A 24,784-nucleotide genomic window follows, 5' to 3' on the forward strand; every position below is an offset into this window, starting at 1 on the left:
GTCAATTCCCCTTGAGTTCCACCACGGCATCGACCGCCATGACCCCTTGGCCGGCCGCCATCACCATCAGCGGGTTGATATCGACCGAGACCAGCGCAGTGCGATGACGCAGTGCCCAGTCGCCGAGCGCGACAGCGGACGCCGCCAGGGCATCCAGATCGAGCGCCGGAATGTCCCGATAGCCATCGAACAACGGTGCCAGACGCAGCCGCGCGCAGGCCGCCTTGACGTCTTCGGCCGTGAACGGCGCCAGCAGTGTCACGACATCCTTGCGGAGTTCAAGCAGCGTGCCGCCCTCGCCGATCATGACCAGCGGCCCGAACAGGGGATCGACCGAAACGCCCAGCGCAAATTCATGCCGGCCCTTGACCATGGCCCCCACGACCACCCGTGGCGATGCCACGCCGAGCCGCTGTAGCGTATCGAGGCAGTCCTGCGCGGCCCGGGCCACGCTCGCGGCATCGGTGAGCCGAAGGTGCACGAGGCCATGCTCGCTCTTGTGCGGGATATCTGCCGCACAGCCCTTGACCACCACGGGCGTCCCGCCGAGCGCCTTGAACGCGGCCAGCGCCGCCTCCACGCTGTCACACAGCCGGTGCGGCACGGCCGGCACGCCAGCTTCGGCGAGCAAGGCCAGGCTGTGGGCCTCGTCCTGCAAGCCGCTGCCGTCGAGCCGCTTCGCATCGGGCCAGCCCGGCGTGGGCGCCCCCTTGGCCAGCCGCTGGTGCGCGGCGTACTGGGCGAGCGCGCCAATGGCATCGGCCTCGGTGACGAATGCCGGCACGCCATGCCGCTCGAAGACCTCGCGGACGGATTGCTGCGGCGCGCTGACCACCAGCGGCTTGGCCCGGTCCGCGCTGAAGGCCGCGGCGTCGCGGGCCAGCGCCTCGACGTCGTAGCCGGGGCCTGCCACCGGGATGCCGACCATCACCATGTCGGCCTGCGGATCGGCGCCCAGCGCATGGAGTACACGCGGGAACATGTCGCCCTTGCCCAGCAACGCCGCCGTCATGTCGAGCGGATTGCTGGCCGTACCGAACTCGGGCAGGATCCCGCCCAGTTCGCGCAGCGTTGCCGGCTGGAGTTCGGTCAGCGGCAGATCGTGCCGTTCGGCCAGGTCGGCCGCCATCACGCCCACCGCGCCGCTATGGCTCATCACCACCGTGCGGCCCTGCCCCGGCTGGCGCTGCTGCAAGTACAGCGGCACCGCACGGACCAGTTCGCCGATGTCGCGCGCACGCCATATGCCGTGCCGGGCCAGGAACGCATCGATGGCAGCATCGTTGCCGACCAACGCACCGGTATGCGAGGCTGCCGCCTTCGCGCCGCGCTGGCTGTTGCCGGCCTTGATCGCCACGATGCTGGCGCCGCGCGCTCGCGCCACCTGCGCCGCATGGGCAAGCTGGGCCGGGTCGGACACCGATTCGAGATAGACCAGGATCAGCCGCACGTAGGGGTCCGCCGCCACGGCGGCTGTCATCGTGCAGGCGTCGAGATCGGCGTCGTTACCGGTTGCCACCAGGTAGCGCACGCCGTAGCCGGCCTGGCGCAGCAGCGCATAAGGCATGACGCTCGCCGCGCCGCTCTGGCTGATGATCGCGATCGGGCCGTCCTGGGGCGCCACCTCCATGAACATCGTCGAGAAATTGAGCACCGCGCCGTTGGCGAAGTTGGCCGTGCCTTGCGCGTTCGGGCCCACCACCCGCATGCCGCTGGCATTGGCCACCGTCACAAGCTCCTGCTGCCGCTGGCGCCCCGCCTCGCCCGTTTCGGCAAAACCGGACGCCATGATGACGGCGGCCTTGACGCCCGCCGCGCCGCACTGGCGCACCTGCTCTAGCGTGGCATCGCCGGACACGGCAATCACGACGGCGTCCGGCGTCTTGCCGATTGCATCGAGCGTGGGGTAGGCCCGATAGCCCTGGATGACCTCGCGCGCCGGGTTGACCGGAAACACCTCGCCCGCGTAGCCGAAGGCGCGCATGTAGTGGATCGGACGCCCGCCCACCTTGTTGGGGTTGTCCGAGGCGCCGATCACGGCCACCGAGGCCGGCGAGAACAGCGCGTTGAACGTTGCGGAGGTCTCAGTCAAGGGTCGCTCCCGATGCCTTGACCACCGGCGACCACTTGCCCGCGTCATGCTCGATCATCTTCGAGAAGTCAGCCGGCGTACCCGGTAGCGGCCGGGCGCCCAGCGCGGCGAGCTGGCTCTGCACGTCAGCCTGCACCAGCACGGCCTGTAATTCGCTGTTAAGGCGGCGGATCACGTCGGGGGCGGTGCCCTTCGGTGCCGACAGGCCGAACCAGATCGTCACGTCGAAGCCCGGCAGGCCTGCCTCCGCAATCGTCGGCACCTTGGGCAGCGCTTCCGAACGCGTGGCGCCGGTCACGCCAAGCGCCTTGACCTTGCCGGTGGAGATGTACTGCACCTGGCTCGATACGGTGTCGAACATCATCGAGATGCGGCCGCCCAGCAAATCGGTGAACGCCGCCGCCGAGCCCTTGTACGGCACATGGACGATATCGATGCCCGCCATCGACTTGAACAACTCGCCGGACAAGTGGTTGGAGCTGCCGTTACCGGCCGAGCCGAAGGTCAGCGCGCCCGGCTTCTGCCTGGCCAGCGCCACCAGTTCCTTGACGTTGCTGACCGGCAGGCTTTTCGGTACCACCAGCACGTTGACCGTGGAGGCCACCGAGCCCACGGCATCGAACGACTTGAGCGGGTCCACCTTCAGCGAGCGGTAGAGCCACGGGTTGATCGCCATGGTGCCGGTGGTGGAAAAGAACAGCGTGTAGCCGTCGGGGGCTGCCTGTGCGGCGGCCTCGGTGGCGATGGTGCCGCCGGCCCCGCCACGGTTGTCGATCACCACGGGCTGTCCGAGTTGCTGCGACAGGTGCTGGCCAATCAGCCGCGCCATGGCGTCCGTGGGTCCGCCGGCCGGAAACGGCACCACCAGGCGGATCGGCTTGGCGGGATAGCCGGTGGCGGCGGTAGTGGCGGCGGTAGCGGTAGCGGCGGCGCTAAAGCCGACCAGGGCGGCCGGGGCGGCCGCCACCAGCAAGGCGCAAAACGGCCGCCGGAATGCGCGAAGCGCAGCGGAAAAGCACGGCATGTTGTCTCCATTTATGTCGTAAGCCCTCTCTGCGGTGAGGGATGACCTCAGTGTATGGAGTCCTGGCCCAACGCAAAAGAGTATGATCAGCGATATCTGATATCGACTTTTTAGATGGATCGACGGCGTGAACCTGAAACAGCTAGAAACCGTGGCGCTGGTGGCGGAAGTGGGCTCGCTGTCACGTGCGGCGCGCTCGCTGGGGATTGCCCAGTCGCTGGTCAGCCGCGCCATTGCCCAGATCGAGGCGGAATGGGGCGACCGGATCTTCGAACGGACCGGCCGGGGTGTGGTGTTATCGGAATTCGGCCAGCGGATCTTCCCGCATGTCCAGTTGCTGCTGGCCCAGTCGGCCCGGCTGCGCGACGAGGTCAAGGACGCCTCGGGCGTACCGTTCGGGCAGGTCAGGATCGGGGTGCTGCCGTCCATGGCGCCACGCCTGATACCCACATTGTTCGAGAATCTGCGCGCCACGGCGCCGGGTGTCCGGCTGCGCGTGGCCGAGGGGTTCAGCGGACAACTCGACGAGGAACTGGAATCGGGCCATCTGGACCTGGCGGTCATCAATCGCTATGGGCCCGGGCCCCGCCAGGGAGAAGACGTGCTTGCGGAGGTGGCCACTTATCTGATCTGCGCGCCCGGGCATCCGCTCGCCGGGGTGCCGACGGTGCCGTTCCGCAAGCTCGATGGCCTGCCGCTGGTCCTGCCACCGGCCCCGAACGGGCTGCGATCGATTCTCGACCAGCATGCGCGCCAGCTAGGCGTCTCGCTGGACGTGGCACTGGAAGTCGAATCGCTGAATACGATGAAGGAGGTTGCGCTTGCGGGTGGCGCGCTGACTATCCTTCCGATCCTCGCCGTGGATCACGAAGTGGCCGCCGGCCGCCTGTCCGCCGTCGAGATTGTCGAGCCAAGCTTGCCACGGACCATTGCCCTGGGCGTCACGCGGCATCATCCGCTGTCCCGGGCGGCACGACTCGTTCTTGCCCGACTGCATGAGTTGGTGCCTGAGGTGGCAAGCCACCCGCATGGCTAGTGGCCCCCTGCCGCAAGTCAGAACGTCCCCATCGACAGATAACGATAGTCAGTCTTCTTCGTTGGCATGCCCGCGCCGCGCGCCTACGATGATGCCTTCCTCAATCCGGCACCGGCGGCACCGCCGGAGTCGCGGGTAGCGGTCACGCGCTGACCAGCCCGCGCTGCAGGGCAGTTTTGAGCATCGAGAAGACATGACGCGCGACGGGATTGACCGCATTGGGACGTGCCCAAAGGTAATAGGTGACATCGGGCAGCCGCGGCAGGCCGTCGGCCTCGCCAAGGATGCGCATGTCCGCCGCCAGCAGGTCGATGCTGCGCGCGGTAATCCCCAGCCCGCCGCGCAGCGCCGCCTTGATGCCGATCAGGCTGGGCGCCAGATACGCAATACGCCACGGCACGCCGGCCTGCGTCAAGGCTTCGAGCGACAGCTTGCGGAACAGGCTCGGCTCGTCGGCCAGGATCAATGGCACCGCCGTACCACGCTCGTAGACAAAATCCGCCGAACAGACCCAGATCGTCGGCGTGGTCCGCAACACGATGCCGTCGAGCGTATTGTCCTCGCGCGTGGAAACGGTCAGGTCGATCTCCCCGCGCCGCAGCGAATCCATCAGGAACGGGCTGCGCCCCACGTGGATCTCCAGCCGCAGGGCCGGCGAGGATCGCGCGATGTGCGACAGCAGCCCCGGCAGGATGGTGTCGGCCACGTCATGCGGCGCGCCGATGCGCAGGGAGCCGGTCAGGTCGCCCTCGCGCAGCATGCGCAGGGCTTCGTCGTTGATGGTCAGCAACTGCCGCGCGTACTCCAGCAGCTTCTTGCCGTGCCGCGTCAGGTGCTTGCCACGCCCCTGGCGCTCGAACAACGGCAGCCCGATCTGCTCCTCCAGCCGCTGCATCTGCTGGGTCACGGCCGATTGCGTGCGCTGCACGGTTTCGGCGGCCGCGCCAAAGGTCTCGTGGTCGGCAATGGCCACCAGGGTACGCAGCAAGTCCAGGTCAAGATTACGCATTCATTAGATCCGCTAATGGATTTTCGTTGCGCATTAAGTGGTTTTCAGGACAGGTGTTCATTACAGTGAAACAAGAAACACCGTTCTACCCGTCAAAAACAACGATTGCAAGGATTGATCGCATCATGTCCATCGCACAACAGCGCCATGCAGCTGTCGGAGACACCATTGAATCCATTAGGAACATCGTAGACAAGGGCGGCGTCACCCGTGCCAGCCTGGCCGATGTCCTGACCCAGGTGGAAGACCTGGCCGCGCGTACCGAACTGTGGGCCGAAGCCGATTACCCGCCGCCAGAGCCCGGCGAGCGGCAGGCGCGCTACCTGATCGCCGAGGACCCGGACAAGTCCTACGCGCTTTACCTGAACGTCTTGCGTCCCGGCAAGCGCATTCCGCCGCACAACCACACCACGTGGGCCTGCGTGGCCGGCGTCAGCGGCGTGGAATTCAACGATGTCTACCTGCGCACGGACGATGGCAGCCAGCCCGGGGTGGGCACGCTCGAGCATGCGCGCACGGTGGAGGTGGGGCCGCGCAACGGCATCGCCCTGCTGCCGGATGACATTCACTCGGTCGAGATCCGTGGCGAGGACATCATCCGCCACCTGCATATGTACGGCCGCGCGCTGGAAACGCTGACCGACCGGCTGACGTTCGACCTCGAGACCGGACGCTGCCAGATCATGACCGTGGGCGTACAGACCCGCCGCTAACCACAGCCGCCACAGCCGCCACAGCCACCCCAGCCACCGGGGGGACTTGAGCCAGACAAGCCAAGGCCGACAGCCCCCCGACTCCTGAGACACAGCACGCCGCAATTTCCTCTCCGCGCAGAGGACGGCCCCCTATCGCCCGGAATTTCATGAGCCACCCACACTACACCGCTGTCGACGCCGCCACCCTGAAAGGCTGGCTGCACGATGCCGACGAAATCGCGCTGTTCGACGTGCGCGAACACGGCCAGTACGGCGAAGGCCATCCGTTCTACGCCGTGCCGCTGCCATTCAGCCGTCTGGAACTCGATGTCGGACGCCTGGCGCCGCGCACCGACGCGCGCATCGTGCTGGCCGACAATGGCGACGGCGTGGCGCAAGCCGCCGCCAACGCGCTGGCACGGCTCGGCTACACCCAGCTGTTCGTGCTCGACGGTGGCATGCCGGCGTGGCAGGCCGCCGGCTACACCCTGTTCGCCGGGGTCAACCTGCCCTCGAAGACGTTCGGCGAACTGGCCGAGCATCACTACGGCACGCCGCGCGTCTCGGCGGCGGAACTTGCCGCGATGCAGGCTGGCCCGAACGCTCCGGTCGTGCTCGATGGCCGCCCGATCAGCGAATTCCGCAAGATGAACATCCCGGGGGCCATCTGCTGCCCCAATGGCGAGCTGGCCTATCGCCTGCGCGACCTGGTGCCCGACCCCACCACGCCGATCGTCATCAATTGCGCGGGCCGCACGCGCAGCATCATCGGCGCGCAGTCGCTGATCAACGTCGGCGTCAGCAATCCGGTCTACGCGCTGGAGAACGGCACGCAGGGCTGGTATCTGAATGACTTCACGCTCGAACACGGCGGTACGGCGCGTTATCCGGACAACGCCTCGCCACGCGATCTGGACGCCGCGCGCCATGCCGCACAGGCACTGGCAACGCGCTTCAAGGTGCCACACGTCACCGCGGCGCAGGCCGTCGCCTGGCTGGCGGACCCGGCGCGCACCACCTATCTGTGCGACGTGCGCACGGCCGAGGAATTCGCTGGCCAGACCCTGCCCGGCGCACAGCACACCCCGGGCGGTCAGCTGATGCAGGCCACTGACCAGTACATCGGCGTACGCCGGGCGCGACTGGTGCTGTTCGACGCCGAGGGCGTCCGTGCCACGGTGGTGGCGAGCTGGCTGCGCCAGATGGGCCACGACGCCGTGGTCCTCGACGGCGGACTGCAGGCCGGGCTGGCAGCGGGCGTCAAGGCTGCACCAGGGCCCGCGCATGGCGCCATCGCCTCGGAGACCGTCAGCGTCGCGGCACTGGCTGCCGGTCTCGCGGGCCGGTCGATGCTCGCCGTCGATCTGCGCGCCAGCATGAGCTTCCGCGCCGGCCATATCGCCGGTAGCCAATGGACCACGCGCGCGCGACTGGCGAGCGACCTGCATGGCGTGCCGCACGACACCACGCTCGTGCTCGTTGGCGATGCCGAGGGCGCAGATCCGGCCGATATCGCCGTGCGCGACCTGCATGCGCTCGGCTATTCCGATGTGCGGCGCCTGCAAGGCGGCGTGACCGCATGGCGTGACGCCGGCCTGCCGATTCACCAAGGCGCCGACACCCTGCCCGATGCGCGCTGCATCGACTACCTGTTCTTTGTGCATGACCGCCACGACGGCAACAAGGCCGCCGCACGCCAGTACCTGGCGTGGGAAACGGGCCTGATCGCCCAGCTGGACGCGCAGGAACTGGCCACGTTCCATTTCCCGCCCATCGACTGATTTCGCCTCACCCCCTGCATCGCCACCCTAAACCTGCCATAGAAGAACGAGGTCCGCCCCATGTCACGCCCGATGTCATCCCGTCTTTCGCAGTACCTGGTTGCAGCACTCGCCGTCACCACCGCTGTGGCGACCAACCTTGCGGCGGCCCAGCAGCCGCTGGCACCGGTGAATGGCTTCCCGACGCAGCCGCTGCGCATCGTGTCGCCCTTCCCCGCCGGCGGCGGCAACGACGCCGTTTCGCGCGTGGTGGCCACGCGCCTCTCGCAGGTGCTGGGCCAGAGCGCCGTCACCGACAACCGTGGCGGCGCGGGGGGCAACATCGGCACGCGCTATGTGGCGGAAGCGAAGGCGGACGGCTACACGGTGCTGACGTCACAGGTGTCGATCATGGCGGTCAACCCGACGCTCTACCGCTCGCCCGGCTTCGACCCCATCAAGCAGTTCATCCCGGTCACGCAGATCAACGCCGCGCCGCTGGCCATCGTGGTATCGGCCAACGCCCCGTGGAAGACCTTCTAGGAACTGGCCACCCAGGCCAAGGCACAGCCGCAGAAGATCACCTACGCCACGCCCGGCAACGGCACGCTGTCGCATCTGGTGGGCGTGGTGCTGGACAAGGACAGCAATGTCTCGCTGCAGCATGTGCCCTACAAGGGCGCGGGGCCGGCCATCAACGACCTGCTTGGCGGACAGGTGGATGTGCTGATCACCTCGACGTCCTCGGTGGCGGGATTCATCCAGACCGGCCGCATGCGGGCATTGGCCGTCACCAGCCCGCGCCGTCTCGGGGTGTTCACCAAGGTGCCGACGCTTGAAGATCTGGGCTATCGCAATGCACGCTTCGAGGACTGGTACGGCTTCTTCGTACCGGCTGGTACGTCTCCGGAACGCGTGGCGCTGTTGAATCGCGCCATCGTGCAGGTGCTGCAGATGCCGGACGTGGTCAAGACGATCAACGAAGGCGGCAGCGACGTCGTGGCCAACACGCCGGAGGCATTCGCGGCGCAGCTGAAGCAGGACATCTCGCGCTGGTCACAGATCGTCAAGCTCTCCGGCGCGCACGTCGACTGATCCACGCTCCGGCACTCACGCAACAGGACACCACAGGGCACAACAGGGCACGGTCCTTGCGACGCCCGTACAACCATGAGCCATCCCCACAGGCCAACCATGACGTCATCGCTCCCTACCCGCCTTGCACATGCCGGACGCACGCATGCCGTGCAAGGCGGCCAGCCCGTGAACCCGCCTGTGGTGCGCGCCAGCACCGTCCTGTTCGAATCCGTGGCCCAGCAACGCGAAATGCGTGCGCGCCGCGACACCGAGCGGCTATTCACCTACGGCGCGCGCGGCAATCCGACCAACTTCGCGCTGGAAGACATGGTGACCATGCTCGAAGGCGGCTATCGCACGCGGCTGTTTCCCTCGGGACTGGCCGCTGCCGCGATGACGATCCTCGCCTATGTGCGGCCGGGGCAGCACGTGCTGCTGCCCGACTGCGTCTACGAGCCCGTCCGCAACCTGGCCAACGGCTTCCTGCGCCAGCACGGCATCGCCACCGACTTCTACGCGGCGGATGGATCCGATCTCGACGCGAAGCTGCGGCCCGAGACGCGACTGGTCTATGTGGAAGCGCCCGGCTCGCTGGTCTACGAGATGTGCGACCTGCCCGCGCTGGCCGCCCGCGCCCATGCCCATGGCGCGCTGGTTGCGGCGGACAACACCTGGGGCTCGGGCCTGCTCTACCGGCCACTGGAACTGGGTGCCGATATCTCGCTGATGGCTGCCACCAAGTATCTCGGCGGTCATTCCGATGTGATGATGGGCACCGTCTGCACCACCGAGGCGGCGTGGCCGGCACTGGCGACAATGGCTGACGCGTTCGGCATGACGGTGAGCCCGGACGACGCATATCTGGTGCAGCGCGGTATCCGCTCGCTTGGCGCCCGTCTGGCGCAGCATCAGCAGAATGCACTGACGGTGGCACTTTGGCTGCTCGATCGCCCCGAAGTGGCCGACGTCTTCTGCCCTGCCCTGCCGCAGGATCCCAACCATGCCCTGTGGCAACGCGACTGCCACGGCACCAATGGTCTGCTGTCATTCACCTTGCGCTCGCAGGCACCGGTGGCGCCGGAGCGGTTCGTCGACAGTCTCACGCTGTTCGGCATCGGCGCCTCGTGGGGCGGTTTCGAGAGCCTCGCCGTGCTGGCCGACATGCGCCGCGCGCGCAGCGTCACCGACTGGGCCGCCCATGGCACCGTGATCCGCCTGCACATCGGCCTGGAAGGCGTGTCCGACCTGCTGGCGGACCTCGACCAGGCCTTCGCCGCCATTGCCGATATTGCCGATATTGCCCTCACACCTCAGGAGTCTTCCCATGCCCATCATCGGTGACTGGCTGCGCCAGCAATCCGGCCCTGCCCGCACCAGCGGGCAACTTCCCGTTGGCTCGATGGCCTCCGGGATGTCCGTCACGCTGCCCTATGTCGCGGTGCGCGGCGCACAGCCGGGCCGCACGCTGTGGCTGCACGGCCAGGTTCATGGCGATGAAATCAACGGCATGGTGGCCGCGCTGCGCTTCGCGCGCAGCCTAGATCCCGCCACCCTGCGCGGCAATGTCGTGGTGACGCCCACGGGCAATCCGCAGGCGCTCGACGCGCGCCGCAAGCGCAATCCCTACGACGAACTCGACCTCGACCAGACCTATCCGGGCAACGCCGGCGGACTCGTGTCCGAGCGCCTCGCCCATGCACTGATGGCCGAGATACGCGGCGTGGCGGACGTGCTGATCAACCTGCATACGATGAACCCGCTGTTCGACGCACGGCCCTACACGGTCTACAAGGTGCACCCGGACAGCCGCGTCACCGAGGCCGATGTACTGGCGGCGATGGCACCGTTTCATCCGCATGTCGCCTGCCAGCAGGACGTGGGCGGCAAGGGCGAACTCCCCGGCAATATCGCCGGCGCGCTCGACTACCAGTGCCTGGCCGCCGGCATCTGCGCGTTCATGCTCGAACTGGGCAGCGGCAGCCGCTTCGAGGCCGACAACATCGACGTGGCGGAAACCGGCTTCCACACGCTGGCCGTGCAGATGGGCATGCTCGATGCCACGCCGGCCAGACCGGCCAGGCCGGCCGCCACCAGCCTGCGGCGCGTCAGGCGGCGCGGCTGGATCACGGCCGACGAAGGCGGCCTGTTCCTCCCGGCTGCGCGTGCGGGCGATCTGGTGCCGGAAGGCGCGTCGATTGGCGACACGCTGAAGCTCGACGCATCGCTCACGCCCGTCAAGCCCCTGTCACGCGATGGCGTGCTGATCGGCCTGCGCAGCGATCCCGTCGTGCACACCGGCGAACGCCTGGCGTTCGTGGCCTGGGAATGGGACACGGTGTCCGTCCCCTGATCCTGCCGCGCCCCCCATGTGGCGAAGTGAAATTTGACTGTTCCATCGGAGTTTGATCATGTTTGCTCGCGCGATGCGCATCCTCTTTCCCCTCCTTGCCGCCGCCGCGCCGCTCGCCACGCATGCGGCCTGGCCCGAAGCCTCCAAGCCCATCCGCGTCGTCGTGGGCTTCCCGCCGGGCGGCGGCGCCGATGCACTCGCGCGCGCCGTTGCGCCCGCGCTGTCGGAGCAGTTGAAGGCCAATGTCATCATCGACAACCGTCCCGGCGCGGGCGGACTGATCGCCACGGATATGGTCGCGAAGTCCGCGCCGGACGGCTACACGCTTTACGTCGCCACGCCGGGCTCGTTCACGATCTGGCCGAACCTGCGCAAGCTGAACTACGACCCGCAGAAGGACTTCGCGCCGATCAGCGTGCTGGTCACCATGCCCAATGTGCTGGTGACGGGCGCCGACGCGCCATACAAGGACGTGCAAGGCATGCTCGCAGCCCTGCGCAGCGCCAATGGCAAGTTCTCCTACGCATCGGGCGGCAACGGCACCATCGGCCAGATCGCCGCCGAGCAGTTCAAGATGCTGACCGGGCTGCAGATGCAGCATGTGCCGTACAAGGGCACCACGCCTGCGCTGACCGATGTGATGGGTGGCATCGTGCCGATCACGTTCTCGGATCCCTCGGCGAAGCCGCTGATCGCATCGGGCAAGCTCCGTGCGCTGGCCGTGACCACCGCCACGCGCTCGCCGCAGTTCCCCGGTGTGCCGACCGTCGCGGAGTCGGGGGTTCCCGGCTATGACGTCACCAACTGGTACGGGATGGTGGCGCCCGCCGGCACGCCGGCCGAGGTTATCGCGCAGCTGAACAAGGCACTCGTGAAAGTGATGGCAGACCCCGATATCCGACAGCGTCTGGCGGTCTCGGGCATGGACGCCACGTCCAACACGCCGCAGCAATTCGCCAAGCTGCTGAGTACGGAGCGCGCCAAATGGGGCGACCTGATCCGCAAGGCCGGCATCCAGGGCGATTGAGATCGTGACTATTCGCCGCTATCCGCAACTGGCGCATTGGGGCGCCTTTACGGCAGTCGTGGATGACGGCCGGCTCGTCCGCTGCGAACCTTTCGCCGCGGACCCCAACCCCTCGCCGCTGCTCGAATCGATCGCGCCGATGGTCTACTCGCCCACCCGGATTCGTACGCCGATGGTGCGGCGCGGCTGGCTCGACAAGCGCGAGGCGGCCGATGGCCATGCACGCGGACGCGATGATTTTGTCGAAGTGTCGTGGGACGTGGCGCTCGATCTCGTCGCCAGCGAGATCACGCGGGTACGTGACGCCCATGGCCCGTCCGGCGTGTTCGGAGGATCGTACGGCTGGTCCTCGGCAGGCCGGCTTCACCATGCGCGTTCACTGATCCGCCGCTTTCATTTCAGCGGCGGCGGCTGCGTCGATCAGGTCGGCAACTACAGCTGGGGCACGGCGCAGTTCCTGTTGCCCCATGTGATTGGCACCGACCGTCCGTTGACCGGCCGCGTGACCGCGTGGCCCAGCCTGATCGCGAACACCGAGATCTTCATCGCCTTTGGCGGACTGGCACTCAAGAACGGTCAGGTCTCCTCCGGCGGCGCGGCCGAGCATACGCAGGAAGGCTGGCTGCGCAAGCTGGCCGCCAGTGGCGCCACGGTCATCAATATCAGTCCAACCCGCGACGACTGCCCCGACTTTCTCGGTGCCGAGTGGATTCCGATTCGACCGAACACCGACGTGGCGTTGATGCTCGCGCTGGCCTACGCCCTGCGCCGCGCCGATGCGCACGACAAGGCGTTCCTGCAGACGCACTGCAGCGGCTGGGCCGAACTGGAAGCCTATCTGCTCGGACACAGCGACGGCACGCCAAAGACACCCGCCTGGGCCGCCGCCATCACCGGCATCCGCGCGGTCCGCATCGAACAGCTCGCCACGCAGCTCGCCGGTAAACGTAGCTACATCACCTGCAGCTTTGCCGTGCAGCGCCAGCATCGCGGCGAGCAGCCGTACTGGATGGCCATTGCGCTTGCCGCCATGCTCGGCCAGATCGGCCTGCCCGGCGGCGGGTTCGGCTTTGGCCATGGGTCGATGAACGGCGTCGGCAATCCGCGTGTGGCTACGCCGGGGCCGGAGATGCCGGTCGGGCGCAACCCCGCCGGACTGGACATTCCCTGCGCGCGGCTCTCGGACATGCTGCTTCATCCGGGCACCCCTTATCGCTTCCGTGGCGAAACCCGCCACTATCCGGACGTGAAGCTGATTCACTGGGCCGGCGGCAATCCGTTTCATCATCACCAGCAACTGTCGCGGCTGCGTGAGGCGTGGGCGCGGCCACAGACCGTCATCGTCCAGGACATCTACTGGACCGCCACGGCGCGCCATGCCGACATCGTGCTCCCCGTCACCACGGCGCTGGAGCGCAACGATATTGGCGGATCGTCGCGCGACCGCTACGTGCTGGCGATGCATCAGGCCATTGCGCCGCTGCATCAGGCGCGCAGCGATCTCGATATCTTTACCGATCTGTCGGAAAGGCTGGGGTACCGCGAGGCCTTTACCGAGAACCGCGACGAGAGGGGTTGGCTCGCTGCCATCTACGCGCGATGCCGCGACGCGCAAGCGCGTGCCGGCATCGAACTCCCGGCGTTCGAGGAATTTTGGCGAACCGGCTACGTCGCGCTGCCGCCACCGACGGAGGACTTCGTGCTGTTCGATGATTTCCGTCACGACCCTGCCGCGCATCCTCTGCGCACGCCGAGCGGACGCATCGAACTCGCCAGCCCGACCCTCGGGACCCTATCGGAAGATTGCGGCACGCATCCCAACTGGCACCCCCCGGTGGAATGGCTTGGCGCCCCGGCGGCAGAGACGTATCCGCTGCATCTCGTGTCCGTTCAGCCCGCCGATCGGCTGCACAGTCAGCTCGACCCCGCCCCGCTGGCGCAGGCGGGCAAGATCGCCGGGACGGAGCGGTTTACGCTCCATCCCGAGGATGCCGTGGCGCGCGGCCTGCATCCCGGCATGCGGGTGCGGGTGCACAACGCGCGGGGCGCGCTTTCCGCCGGACTGGCGACCAGCGACGGCGTGGCGCGCGGCGTGGCCGTCATGGCCACCGGCGCCTGGTACGACCCCGATGCGGATGGCGTGGACCGTGCAGGCGCCGCGAATACGCTCACGCTGGACATCGGCACGTCAGACCTGACGCAGGGCCCCAATGCCATGAGCTGTCTGGTAGACGTGTCGCCCGATGCCTGAAGCCGGGGCGCCAACAGGGGATTAGCCGCCCTGCCCCAGCAGCCGCGCCAGCGTCGGCGGCAGGCCCGCGTTGGGCTTTTTCGGCGGCCGTGCGAAGCTGCCTTCGCGCGCGCTGCCGGCCTGCAGCGCCACCAACGCCACCAACGACTCGCAGTGCCGCACGGCGCTGCTGACGCCATCCACCACGGGCACCGGGATCTTTCCCTTGAGCGAGCGCGCCAGCCCGGCCAGCGGCGCGCCGGCCACGATGATCACATCGGCGCCATCCTCGCGCACGGCCTGCAGGCTCATGGCCTCCAGCCGCTCCGCATGGTCCTCCTGCACGCTGCCAATGTCGCGCAGCGGCGATTGCAGCGAGCGGATGCTGGCCAGGCGCGACGTCAGGCCATTGGCAGCCACGCATTCGCGATACCACGCCTCAATGCGATGCGAGATCGCAATGATCGAGAAGCGCTGGCCCAGCAGGCAGGCACTGGCCAGCGCGGCTTCGGTCATGCCGACGACCGGCACATCGAACAGCTCCTTCAGACCGGCCAGGCCCGGATCGCCGAATGCGGCGACCACCAGCCCGTCAAACTGGCCGGCGTGCTCGGCCGCCGCGCATGCAGTGGCATAGCCACCCACCAGCGCCTCGAAGCGCGTTTCGATATAGGCCACGCCAAACGCCGCGGTGGCCATCGTGATGCGGGTGTTCGGTGCGGCGGTGCGCTGCGCCTCCGCGTGGATCAGGTCGGTGACCGACGCGCTGATATTGGGATTGACGATCAACAGGTTCATGGTTTGCGCCCTCAGATCTCGGGTTGGCCCGCTTCGAGGAACCGGCCACGGCCGGCCGTGGGTTCCAGGTATTCGCCGTTGCGCACGATCAACTCGCCCCGCGAGAACGTGGTCATCGGCCAGCCAGTCACCTCGATACCTTCATACGGCGTGTAGTCCACGGCGTGATGCAGGTTGCTGTTGGCGATGCGCACCTGGCGCGCCGGGTCCCACAGCACGATGTCGGCATCGGCGCCAATCGCGATGGTGCCCTTGCGCGGGTAGAGCCCGTACAGCTTGGCCGGTCGGTACGCGGTCAGTTCGACGAACTGGTGCAGAGACAGCTTGCCGCGCGTCACGCCATCGAACAGCAGCGGCAGGCGGGTCTCGATGCCGGGCACGCCGTTGGGGATGTGATCGAACGGCTGCGCCGTGCCGCCGAGCTTCTTGCCCTCGGGATCGTCGTAGTTGAACGGCGCGTGATCCGACGAGAAGACGCTGAACACGCCGTTGGCCAGCGCGCGCCACACGGCGGCCTGATTCTCCGGGTCGCGCGGCGGCGGACTGCACACGCACTTGGCGCCCTCGTAGCCGTCGTCGCCAGGCAGGCCCATGTCTTCGGCGGTCAGGTACAGGTATTGCGGGCAGGTCTCGGCAAGGATCTTCATGCCGCGGCCCTGCGCCCAGCGGATCTGCTCGATGGCTTCCTTGCCGGACACATGCACGATCAGGATCGGCACATCGACCAGTTCCGCGAACGAGATCGCGCGATGCGTGGCTTCCCGCTCCACCACTGCGGGGCGTGCCAGCCCGTGGAAGCGCGGCGCGATGCGGCCTTCGCCCACCAGCTTGTCGGTCAGCCACGAGATGCAATCGGCATTCTCGGCATGCACCATCACCAACGCCTTGTTCTGGCGGGCGACGTCCAGCACTTCCAGCATTTCCCGGTCCGACAGCTTCAGGTCGTCGTAGGTCATGTAGACCTTGAACGAGCTGTAGCCCTGGCGGATCAGCGCCGGCAGTTCGTCCTGCAGCACGGCGGGCGTCGGGTCCGCCACGATCAGGTGGAAGGCATAGTCGATGACCGCGCGGCCATCGGCGCGGCGATGGTAATCGGCCACCGCCGCCCGGAGCGAATGACCCTTCTCCTGCGCGGCGAACGGGATCACCGTGGTGGTGCCGCCGCACACCGCCGCGCGCGTGCCGGTAAAGAAATCGTCGGCCATACGCATGCCGTCTGGCATGGGCTGGTCCAGGTGGCAATGGCCGTCGATACCACCGGGCAGGGCCAGCAGGCCCGTGGCGTCGACTTCCGTTGCGGCGGCGGGCAGGTCGTGCCCGAGCGCCACGATGCGGCCGTGGCGCACGCCGATGTCACAGCGGAAGCGGTCCGAAGCGGTGACCACGTCGGCATTGCGGATCACGAGGTCAAGAATGTTGTCTGCAGGCATGGTCATCCCTCCGTTACGCGCCCTGGCTTACTCGACTTCGCGGAACAGCCGGCCCCAGCCCGTCAGGGCGCGGGTGTCCACGCCGGCCAGGCGCAGCGACTTCCACACGACCGTGGAGATCGTGTCATAGAGCGGGATGCCGGTCTCGGCTTCCAGTTCCTCCGCCAGATGCGCGGCGTGCAGGTTGGTGCAGAACGTGGAGATGGCCTGCACGTTTTCCTTGGCCAGTTCGCGCACCATCGCGCGGATCGTGTCCTCCTGAACCTCGGCGAAGCTGTAGTTCACGTGGAGGTCCAGGTGACGCTCGGCCGAGCAGTCGAAGCCGCTGCGCTGGTAGTTGGCAATGATGCGCTGCTGCACGTCGGCCAGATACGGCGTGGCCAGCCCGAAGCGGCGCGCGCCGGTCTTTTCGAGGATTTCGTTCAGGGCCAGGACCGAGGTAGTGGCGGGAATGCCGGTGGCTTCGGTGATCTGCTTGCACAGCGCCAGGTCACGGTCGAAGCCGAGCCAGCCGGACGAGGTGCCGTTCCACGCAATCACGTCGACACGGGCATCGGCCAGCAGGCGGGCCGCCGCGAGGATCTTCTCCAGGTCGAACTGGCCCAGCGCCTGGTCACGCAGTGAAATCTCGGTGACCGTGAAGCGCGAGAAATGCGCGCTGACGTTGGGCAAGCCGCTGACCATCGCGCTGGTAATCGGCTCCAGCGCGGTGTTGGAAGACGGCGTCAGCATGCCAAGGCGAATCTGTTTGCTCATGGTTGTTTCTCAGGAGTTTGCGGGCACCGTCTGGGGGCAGCGCCTCTGCAGGTTGTATTGGTTTTATTGTTCGGGCTTGTCGTTGAAGGCGAGCTGCGTGCCGGGCACACCGTGGCTGGTGCGCGCCAGTTCGAGTTCTCGCTTCAACGCGGCTTGTCGCGCGGCGTCCGGCTTGACGGCGTTGCCGGCCTGCAGCGCGGGAAGCACGTAGTCGTTGACCATCTGGCGATAGAGGTCGAGATACTTCGCGTCGCGCAGGCCGCCCTGCGTCGACATGATGCTGTTCATGACGATCACCGCGTTCTGCTTGGGCAGCACCGTGATGAACTGGCCCTTGTAGCCCATGGCGCTGAATTCGCGCTCGCTCTTGACGATGTTGTTGACCCAGCAGTAGTAGCCATAGTCCCCGGCGGGGCCGGACGGCGTGGTCATCTGGGCCACCCACGAGGCGGGCACGATCTGCTGGCCGTTCCAGCGGCCCTGGTTCAGCATCAGCATGCCGAGCCGGGCCATGTCGAGCGAGCGCAGGCGCAGGCCCCATCCCCCGGATACGGCGCCCTTGCCGTCGGCACCGTCCCAGCGGTAGTGCGCCATGCCCAGCGGCTTGAACAGGCGCTGCGCGGCGTACTGCTGCTCCGGCATGCCCGTGACCTGGCTGATCGTGGCGCCGACCAGCACGGGGTTGACGTCGATGTAGTCGAACTCCGTACCGGGCTTGGCCCGCACACTGGCGGAGGCGGCCACCTTGAGGCGGTCCGGCACGCCGTAGTACAGCGTGTCGGTGCCCTCCACCAGCTTGTACGACAGGCCGCTCGACATCGACATCAGGTGCCGCAGCTGGATCTGCTGCTTGTCCGCCAGTGACGGGGCAAGATCGGGGCGAGCAGCCGCCAGCCTTGGGGCCGGTGCGTCGCTCGCGCTGAGCTTGCCGTCACCGACCAGCGTGCCAACCAGCAGCGCGCTGATGAACTTGGTGACGGAGTACAGCTCGTGGTTGTAGTCCCGCGAGAGGCCGTCGCCGTAGCGCTCGAAGACGATCTTGCCGTCCTTGATGACGAGCAGGCTGCGCACGTCGAGCTGGTCGCGCCGGATCCATTCGGACAAGGCGACGAGCCGCGTGGAATCCACGCCGACCGACTCGGGCTGTGCCGTGGGAATGCCTTCGGTGGTAGCGGTGGCGGTGGCGGCGGCAGCCATGGCCGGCTGTGCCAGCAGGGTGCCAGCGGCCAGCAGCGCCGCCACCACGGGGTGGAATCGTTGCATGTTGGTCTCCTCCAGCCGATGCCCGTCAGACCGGGATCTTCTTTTCGTAGTCGATGGCGGTGGACGACAGCAGCAGGCCCACGCCGGCGGCGGCAAAGAACATCAGCGCCAGGAAGTACGAGCCGGTGAACTGCACAATCATGCCGACGATGATCGGCACGCAGATGCCGCCGATATTGCCACCGAGGTTCATCACGCCGCCCAGGAAGCCGATCTTGTCACGGGTACCCAGGATCGACGGGATGCACCAGAACAGGCCGCACCAGCGCAGGAAGAACAGCGTGGAGGACAGCAGGGCCACGACCACGGTGGCGTTGGTGACATAGGCCACGGAGAAAATCGACACAGTGGCGACCACGGCGGCGATGCCGAACAGCGTACGCATCACCACGTTGGGGCGGCCGCCGGCCTCCTTCCACTTGTCCGCGATCCAGCCGCCGATCAGTTCGCCCACGAAGCCGCTGAAGAAAATGATGAAGCTGGCACCGCCCATCGCCTTGATGTCGAAGCCGTGCACCTTGTTCAGGTAGTTGGGCATCCAGGTGAGCAGGCCGTAGAACACGGTGTTGAAGCACATCCAGCCGATGGCCATGCACCAGACCGAACGGTACTTGAAGAAGTCGAGCGAACGGCCCGACAGATTGGCCGGCTCGGCACGATGCTCGCTGGCCTGGGCTTCCTCGATATAGCGTGCCTCGAGTTCGTTCACGCCGGCGTGCTGGCGCGGGGAATTGCGGATGTACCACCAGGCCACGGCGCCGGCGATGACGGTGCCCACGCCCGCCACGACGAAGGCCAGGCGCCAGGAGTCGAGCGCGGCAATCAGCCAGGTGATGATGATCGCGCCCAGTGCCGCGCCAAGCGGCGCGCCGCCATCGAGCAGCGTGGCGCCACGGCCGCGTTCGTTCTGCGTCATCCAGATGGCGTTGAGCTTGCCGCCTGCCGGATAGATCGGCGCTTCGGCGGCACCGAGGCCCAGGCGGGTCAGCATCAGCGTCGTGGCGCTGGTGCACACGGCGGCCAGGGCCTGGAAGGCACCCCAGAACACGGTGGCGCAGGCAATCACGATGCGCGGCTTGTATTTGTCGGCCAGCATGCCGCCCGGCACCTGCATCAGGGCGTAGGTCCAGAAGAACGAACTGAGGATCAGGCCCTGCATGGTGGGGCTGAGATCAAACTCCTTCGCGATCAGCGGCATGGCCACGGACAACGACGCGCGGTCGATGTAGTTGATCGCGATCAGGAACAGCATCATCAGGAAGATCTTCCAGCGGACGGTGCTGCGCGTGGCCGGCATCGTGGCGGCCTGGCTCGTGGATGGCATGACGGGGGTCTCCTTGCTCCTTGGGTGCTGCGTTGTCGAGGCGTTTCTGTTCGGGGTGTCGCGCAACTGGACGGAGTATAGGATACGTAATCTGTAATTACAACGCGTGTAAGTCGTTGATTTATATGCATAGGGAAAGCACCAATTCCGGGTGTGATAGGCTTCGCTTCAGTGCAATTTCCCCATTCTGGTGATGTCCGTGACACAAGCGCTGCCCAAAACCGCCCGACTCCGCACTCTTGGCATGTCCGCCGAAATCGCGGCGCGGCTGCGCACGATGATTCAGGAGGGCGAGCTGCCGCCCGGGGTCCGTATCGACGAAAAGGCGTTCTGCGAAGCGTTCGACGTTTCCAAGACGCCCCTGCGTGAAGCGCTGAAGGTGCTGGTGTCGGAAGGGCTGGTGCTGCATCGCCAGTACATCGGCTACCGCGTGGCGCCGCTGGACCTGGGGGAATTGCGCGAGACCTTTGAAACGCTGCATGGGCTGGAAGCCCATGCCGGTGAACTGGTGGCCCGCCGCATGAGCGACGCGGCGCTCGCCAAGATCGAGCGCAAGCACCAGGCCATGATCGACGCGCATGCAGCCAGCCGGCGCACGGACTACTTCCGCATCAACCAGGAAATCCACCAGCTGATTGTCGACAGCGCGGACAACGCCGTGCTGTCCGGCATCTACGCCACGCTGATGAGCAAGGTGCATCGCGCGCGGGGCGCGGCCAACACCGACATGCTGCGCTGGCAGGAATCGCACGAGGAACACGAGGCCATCATGGCCGCCCTGCGCGAAGCGGGCCGCCCGCGACTGCCGCAGATCCTGCGCGAGCATTCCGAGAACACTGCGAAGGAAGTCTTGCGGGTACTCGAGCAAACCCTCGCGGAGCCTGCCGCGCGCGTGGCTGGCGCCAGGGGGCGCTAGGGTACGCCAGGGGGCGCCAGGGCGGGGCCCGCTGCGGCAGGAGGGGGCCCGCGCGTTCTCCTTGGCGATTCGGTCGCCCTTGGAGCAAAATCCGCTTCAAATCGGTTCGCGCGCTTTCGCGACCGATCACCGAAAAGGCAGCAAACCGCGCAGCCATGCAGCCCACACCCCACAAAAGTCTGCCCGACACCACTCGCGGCCCCGCCAGCCGGGTCGCCCGGAAGCACGGCGTGTGGCTCGGGGCGTGGCTCGGGGTGTTCGCACTACTCCCCGGCTGTACCTCCATTGGCCCCACGACCATCGTGGCGGACCGCTTCGACTACAGCGCGGCAATCGCCGACTCCTGGAAGCAGCAAACCCTGTTGAACATCGTCAAGCTCCGCTACGTGGACCTGCCGATCTTCGTGGATGTGGCATCGGTGGTTAGCGGTTACTCGTTGCAGGCGGGCGTATCGATGGGCGGTACTGTCTCGACGGCGAGTGCGGTACAGGGCAACTTCCTGGCTACGGGCGTGCAAGGCGTCTATACGGACCGGCCCACCATCACCTACACGCCTGCAACCGGCCAGAAATTCGTGCGAGGGCTGATGGAGCCCATCGATCCCAAGAACATCTTCCTGATGCTCCAGAGCGGCTACGCCGCCGACTTTGTGCTGGGCATGACGGTGGAGTCGCTCAACGGCGTGCGCAATCGCGCAACCGCTGCAGGCATGGTGCGCGAGGCGGACCCGGAGTTCCTGCGCGCCATCGAGTTGATGCGCGACGTGCAGGCCGCCGGCGCGTTCTCCATGCGGGTGGAGGAAGACAAGGTCAAGGGATCGATCGGCGTACTGCTGTTCCGGCGCGAAGACATGCCTGCGGACATCCTGGAAAAAGTGGTGGAGATCCGCCGCTTGCTGAAGCTGCCCGCCACGACGCAGAAGTTCACGCTCAGGTATTCACCGGCCCGTGGCGCGGAGGACGAACTGTCGGTGAACAGCCGCTCGATGCTGCAGATCATGCTTGCCTTCTCCAGCTACCTGGAGGTCCCCGAAGCCCACCTGAAAGAGCAAAGCGCCCTGCCTGGCCTCGCGCAGACTACCGAGCAGGCGCAGCGGGGCGCGGTACGGATTCACAGCGGTAAGGAAAAGCCAATGGAAGCCTATGCCGCCGTGCACTACCGGGGTTACTGGTTCTGGATCAACCAGAGCGACCTGACCACCAAACGGGCGCTCTCGGCCATCATGCTGTTCTTTACGTTGACGGATACCGGCAGCAAGGAGCCGCTGCCGTTGATCACCATTCCCGCCCAATAGGCCAATAGCCTAATAGCCCGATAGGCGGACGATTCCTGCCGAAGGCGTCGCCGTGCTGTCGCGGGCGGGTGTCTGCCTGTGCGCTCAGATCTGCGCCAGGCCGCCATCTTCGGATCGGGCCGGGGCTGACGACGTTGACGCGGATCGCGCGGTCCTTCAGGTCCAGCGCCCAGGAGCGGGCGAAATTGCGCACGGCAGCCTTGCTGGCGCTGTAGACGCTGAAGTTGGCAGTGCCCTGGATCGACACCCTGGAGCCGGTCAACACCACGGACGCGCCATCGACCAGCAGCGGCAAGGCCTTTTGCACGGTGTACAGCACGCCACGCAACTGGCCGCAACCGGCCGCAACCGGGCCGCAACCGGGCCGCAACCGGGCAGGATCGCGGGCCGATGTCGCGCCGGCCGGCGGCGGCTAACGCTTCCGGCAGGTACCTTGCACAAGGAAGGTCCAGTTCACTGGATCGGTCGGCTGGCTGGTCACCTCGGCGTAGTAGGCCATGCTGTTCTCGTCGAGCGGCATGAACACCTGCGTGCGCAGGCCGGTGACGGTGCTGGGCGGGACCGCCGGCACGATCCAGTCGGCGTACATGGTGCCCGGGATGGCGGCCGGGGATGAGAAGCCCAGCAGGTTATTGGCCTGATTCAGCGTCAGTGAGGCAACCTGCCCGGTCCCGGCACTGGTGACCTGCCCCGTGTCTGAGATGGTCAGCGTCTCTTCCTGCATCGAGCCATCGAGCGCGGCCCGGATGCCGAGGCCCGTGACATCGGCATACGACACGCCCGGCTGCCGGCAGACCCACTGCCCTGCTGCCTGGCTCGCCGTCAGCGTCTGGGCGGGCCGGAAGACGCCCGTTCCGGTGATGCGGTTGCCGCCAGTATCGAGCTGAAGGTGGTCGAGGTACAGCGATGTCACACCGTTCACCCTCAGCGGGAACACCTGTCCCCAGAGCTTGCCGCCCAACGTCAGCGTGTAGGCGCCCGGGTAGCGCGTCTGGTCCGCCAGCGCCAGGGTGCCGGCATAGCCCATGCTGCAGGTGTCGCTGTACGGACCAGCCTGGCACATCCGCACCGTGCCATCGGCGCCCACGCGCATCTGCCCGCCCATGCCGTACTGCACCTGGAGATTCCCCGAACTCGTGTAGTAGGTGGATTGCCCGCGCAGGAACGTGTAGGTACCGGCCAGCTCGGCCGCCGTCACCGGCGTGCTGACACTGCTCGCCGTGACCTGCCCCGACAGCTTGCCATCGCCGAGTTGCTTCGGCAGGCCGGTGATCTCGCCCGTCAGCGTGGTGCCGGACACCGTGAACGACGCCGTCACCGCGCCCAGCAGCGCGGTCACGAATGCCGGCGGTGATTCGGCGCTGTCGGCCTCGAGTGTGCTGACGGTGTAGATGTTGCCGTTCTTGACGTAGTGGCCGATCACCGCGCCGGACAGGCCGAACGCCGAATCGGAGAAGCGGATCCGCACCTGACCAGCGGCCGGGGCATCCAGCGTCACGGCAAGCGTGTCGCCAAAGCTGATCACGCCCAGGTACGTCACGGCCTGGGGCGTCGCTGGCGTCTCCGGCGTGCCCGGCGTGGATGGCGTGTCCGGCGTCACCGCACCGCCGCTACCGCCCCCGCCGCCCCCGCTGCCCGTACCGTTCCCCCCGTCATTTCCCCCATCCCCGCCGCACGCCCCCAGTGCGACGCTGACCGCCAGGGCCGCCCATGCCTTCACCAAGGTTTCCCGTTTCATCTGCGACCCCTTCCCCGTTCGATAGTCTGCTGGCTCGCCGAGCCTGTTGTTTTGGTGCATGCCCACGTGCGCCGTCTTTGCATCCGGTCCCACGCGTGCAACAATCCGGCTGGATCATAGCCTTGGGTTTTCGGGCTGTATGTCCCCAGATCGTGCGACATGCCGTCATGCCCTACGATCGTGGGGGCGTAGCGGCAGCACGGGCCGTTGCATATCGTGCCTCGACCCGCTCGTTTCGCATCCAACCTCCCGTGCCACCTGACCACGCCCCGCCGCTTGACTCGCCCATCCGCGTCGCCCTGATCGAGGACGATACCCGTTTCAGCACGGCATTCCTCGAGGCACTGTCCGGCGCCCCCGACATGCTCACCGCTGGCGCCGTCACGACGTTGCGCGACGGACTGGCGCTGCTGCAATCCGCCCCCGCCGCCGACATCCTCGTCGTCGACCTGGGGCTGCCCGATGGGTCCGGCATCGATGCCATCCGCGCGGCACGCGTGGCGTGGCCGCGCTGCGATGTGATGGTGGCCACGGTCTTCGGCGACGAAAGCCACGTCATGCAGTCGATTGCCGCGGGCGCCACCGGCTACCTGCTCAAGGACAGCACGGCGGCACATATCGTGCGCGAGTTGCGGTCGCTGCATCAGGGCGGCAGCCCGATCAGCCCGCTGATCGCCCGCCAGGTGCTGTCCCGCCTGCAGGCGCCGCCAGCCGGCGCGCTGGCGCAAGCCCCCCAGGCACCAGCAGGCCCGAAGCCTTCCGCGCTATCCCCGCGCGAAGTCGAAGTCCTGAACGACATCACGCGTGGCTTCTCCCACGACGAGATCGCCCAACGGATTGGTGTATCGCGACATACGCTGCTGACCTATGTGCGACGCATCTACGTCAAGCTGGACGTCCACTCGAAGGTCGAGGCCATCAACGTGGCCCGGCAACACGGGCTGCTGCGCGATGGCTGACTGCG

At 67.0% G+C, this 24,784-nt stretch carries 19 protein-coding genes and 2 pseudogenes; 11 read left to right on the forward strand and 10 right to left on the reverse strand.

What is annotated here, in order from left to right; genetic code table 11:
- Nucleotide 1: 1 nt before the first annotated feature.
- Nucleotides 2-2,092 (reverse strand): acetate--CoA ligase family protein, encoded by a 2,091-nt coding sequence (locus KHO18_RS08170; RefSeq protein ID WP_244844621.1) that lies wholly within the window; start codon nt 2,090-2,092, stop codon nt 2-4.
- Entirely contained in the window at nt 2,085-3,116 is a 1,032-nt protein-coding gene (locus KHO18_RS08175) for a Bug family tripartite tricarboxylate transporter substrate binding protein (RefSeq protein ID WP_144198660.1), read from the reverse strand. The genes KHO18_RS08170 and KHO18_RS08175 overlap by 8 nt, the downstream gene beginning before the upstream one ends.
- Nucleotides 3,117-3,243: 127 nt before the next feature.
- On the opposite strand from KHO18_RS08175, the gene KHO18_RS08180 reads away from it, so the two are divergent.
- Nucleotides 3,244-4,152 (forward strand): LysR family transcriptional regulator, encoded by a 909-nt coding sequence (locus KHO18_RS08180; protein ID WP_144198663.1) that lies wholly within the window; start codon nt 3,244-3,246, stop codon nt 4,150-4,152.
- A 142-nt stretch (nt 4,153-4,294) separates the two neighbouring features.
- Here the strand turns inward: KHO18_RS08180 and KHO18_RS08185 are convergent, their stop codons facing one another.
- Nucleotides 4,295-5,161 (reverse strand): LysR substrate-binding domain-containing protein, encoded by an 867-nt coding sequence (locus KHO18_RS08185; RefSeq protein WP_092293593.1) that lies wholly within the window; start codon nt 5,159-5,161, stop codon nt 4,295-4,297.
- A 125-nt stretch (nt 5,162-5,286) separates the two neighbouring features.
- On the opposite strand from KHO18_RS08185, the gene KHO18_RS08190 reads away from it, so the two are divergent.
- The 7 genes and pseudogenes from KHO18_RS08190 to KHO18_RS08220 all read left to right on the forward strand — a co-directional run bounded on the left by KHO18_RS08190 (nt 5,287) and on the right by KHO18_RS08220 (nt 14,321).
- The gene (locus KHO18_RS08190) at nt 5,287-5,874 is read left to right on the forward strand and encodes a cysteine dioxygenase family protein (protein ID WP_144198666.1); all 588 of its coding nucleotides are present in this window, start codon (nt 5,287-5,289) and stop codon (nt 5,872-5,874) included.
- Between the two features lie 149 nt (nt 5,875-6,023).
- Nucleotides 6,024-7,637 carry a rhodanese-like domain-containing protein gene (locus tag KHO18_RS08195; RefSeq protein WP_144198669.1) on the forward strand — a complete coding sequence of 538 codons (1,614 nt, stop codon included), beginning with the start codon at nt 6,024-6,026 and terminating at the stop codon, nt 7,635-7,637.
- Between the two features lie 72 nt (nt 7,638-7,709).
- Nucleotides 7,710-8,711: pseudogene (locus tag KHO18_RS08200) on the forward strand (Bug family tripartite tricarboxylate transporter substrate binding protein).
- Nucleotides 8,712-8,810: 99 nt separating this feature from the next.
- A complete protein-coding gene (gene metC, locus KHO18_RS08205) occupies nt 8,811-10,034 on the forward strand; it encodes a cystathionine beta-lyase (RefSeq protein ID WP_211942976.1) in 1,224 nt (407 codons plus the stop codon).
- Nucleotides 10,018-11,043 carry a M14 family metallopeptidase gene (locus tag KHO18_RS08210; RefSeq protein ID WP_211942977.1) on the forward strand — a complete coding sequence of 342 codons (1,026 nt, stop codon included), beginning with the start codon at nt 10,018-10,020 and terminating at the stop codon, nt 11,041-11,043. The genes metC and KHO18_RS08210 overlap by 17 nt, the downstream gene beginning before the upstream one ends.
- Before the next feature lie 58 nt (nt 11,044-11,101).
- Nucleotides 11,102-12,070 carry a Bug family tripartite tricarboxylate transporter substrate binding protein gene (locus tag KHO18_RS08215; protein ID WP_244844622.1) on the forward strand — a complete coding sequence of 323 codons (969 nt, stop codon included), beginning with the start codon at nt 11,102-11,104 and terminating at the stop codon, nt 12,068-12,070.
- A gap of 4 nt (nt 12,071-12,074) precedes the next feature.
- Nucleotides 12,075-14,321, forward strand: a complete 2,247-nt coding sequence (locus KHO18_RS08220) for a molybdopterin-dependent oxidoreductase (RefSeq protein ID WP_244844623.1) — start codon at nt 12,075-12,077, stop codon at nt 14,319-14,321.
- A 21-nt stretch (nt 14,322-14,342) separates the two neighbouring features.
- Here KHO18_RS08220 and KHO18_RS08225 read toward each other — a convergent pair whose 3' ends face one another.
- From KHO18_RS08225 to KHO18_RS08245, 5 genes are all read right to left on the reverse strand, one after another.
- Nucleotides 14,343-15,098: an aspartate/glutamate racemase family protein gene (locus KHO18_RS08225; protein ID WP_211942978.1), complete on the reverse strand. Its 756-nt coding sequence runs from the start codon at nt 15,096-15,098 to the stop codon at nt 14,343-14,345.
- A gap of 11 nt (nt 15,099-15,109) precedes the next feature.
- Complete coding sequence (gene hydA, locus KHO18_RS08230; protein ID WP_144198687.1) at nt 15,110-16,528, reverse strand: dihydropyrimidinase; 1,419 nt, start codon at nt 16,526-16,528, stop codon at nt 15,110-15,112.
- A gap of 27 nt (nt 16,529-16,555) precedes the next feature.
- Nucleotides 16,556-17,284, reverse strand: coding sequence for a maleate cis-trans isomerase family protein (locus KHO18_RS08235; RefSeq protein ID WP_144198690.1), 729 nt, complete (start codon nt 17,282-17,284; stop codon nt 16,556-16,558).
- 63 nt (nt 17,285-17,347) lie between these two features.
- A complete protein-coding gene (locus KHO18_RS08240; RefSeq protein ID WP_211942979.1) occupies nt 17,348-18,547 on the reverse strand; it encodes a serine hydrolase domain-containing protein in 1,200 nt (399 codons plus the stop codon).
- A 25-nt stretch (nt 18,548-18,572) separates the two neighbouring features.
- On the reverse strand, nt 18,573-19,871 hold the full coding sequence (locus tag KHO18_RS08245; protein WP_211942980.1) for an MFS transporter: 1,299 nt from the start codon (nt 19,869-19,871) through the stop codon (nt 18,573-18,575).
- 193 nt (nt 19,872-20,064) lie between these two features.
- Here KHO18_RS08245 and KHO18_RS08250 point away from each other — a divergent pair, with 193 nt between their 5' ends.
- Nucleotides 20,065-20,787 (forward strand): GntR family transcriptional regulator, encoded by a 723-nt coding sequence (locus KHO18_RS08250; RefSeq protein ID WP_144198699.1) that lies wholly within the window; start codon nt 20,065-20,067, stop codon nt 20,785-20,787.
- Nucleotides 20,788-20,942: 155 nt separating this feature from the next.
- Nucleotides 20,943-22,082: a hypothetical protein gene (locus KHO18_RS08255; RefSeq protein ID WP_244844624.1), complete on the forward strand. Its 1,140-nt coding sequence runs from the start codon at nt 20,943-20,945 to the stop codon at nt 22,080-22,082.
- Between the two features lie 7 nt (nt 22,083-22,089).
- On the opposite strand, the pseudogene KHO18_RS28420 reads toward KHO18_RS08255, so the two are convergent.
- Nucleotides 22,090-22,410 (reverse strand): annotated as a pseudogene (locus tag KHO18_RS28420) (SDR family oxidoreductase); the annotation flags it as partial.
- An 84-nt stretch (nt 22,411-22,494) separates the two neighbouring features.
- Nucleotides 22,495-23,820 (reverse strand): hypothetical protein, encoded by a 1,326-nt coding sequence (locus KHO18_RS08265; protein WP_211943010.1) that lies wholly within the window; start codon nt 23,818-23,820, stop codon nt 22,495-22,497.
- 251 nt (nt 23,821-24,071) lie between these two features.
- On the opposite strand from KHO18_RS08265, the gene KHO18_RS08270 reads away from it, so the two are divergent.
- Nucleotides 24,072-24,779 carry a LuxR C-terminal-related transcriptional regulator gene (locus KHO18_RS08270; RefSeq protein WP_244844626.1) on the forward strand — a complete coding sequence of 236 codons (708 nt, stop codon included), beginning with the start codon at nt 24,072-24,074 and terminating at the stop codon, nt 24,777-24,779.
- Nucleotides 24,780-24,784: the final 5 nt, after the last annotated feature.

Origin of the sequence: Cupriavidus campinensis, from assembly GCF_905397395.1 — a bacterium.
GTDB lineage: Bacteria > Pseudomonadota > Gammaproteobacteria > Burkholderiales > Burkholderiaceae > Cupriavidus > Cupriavidus campinensis.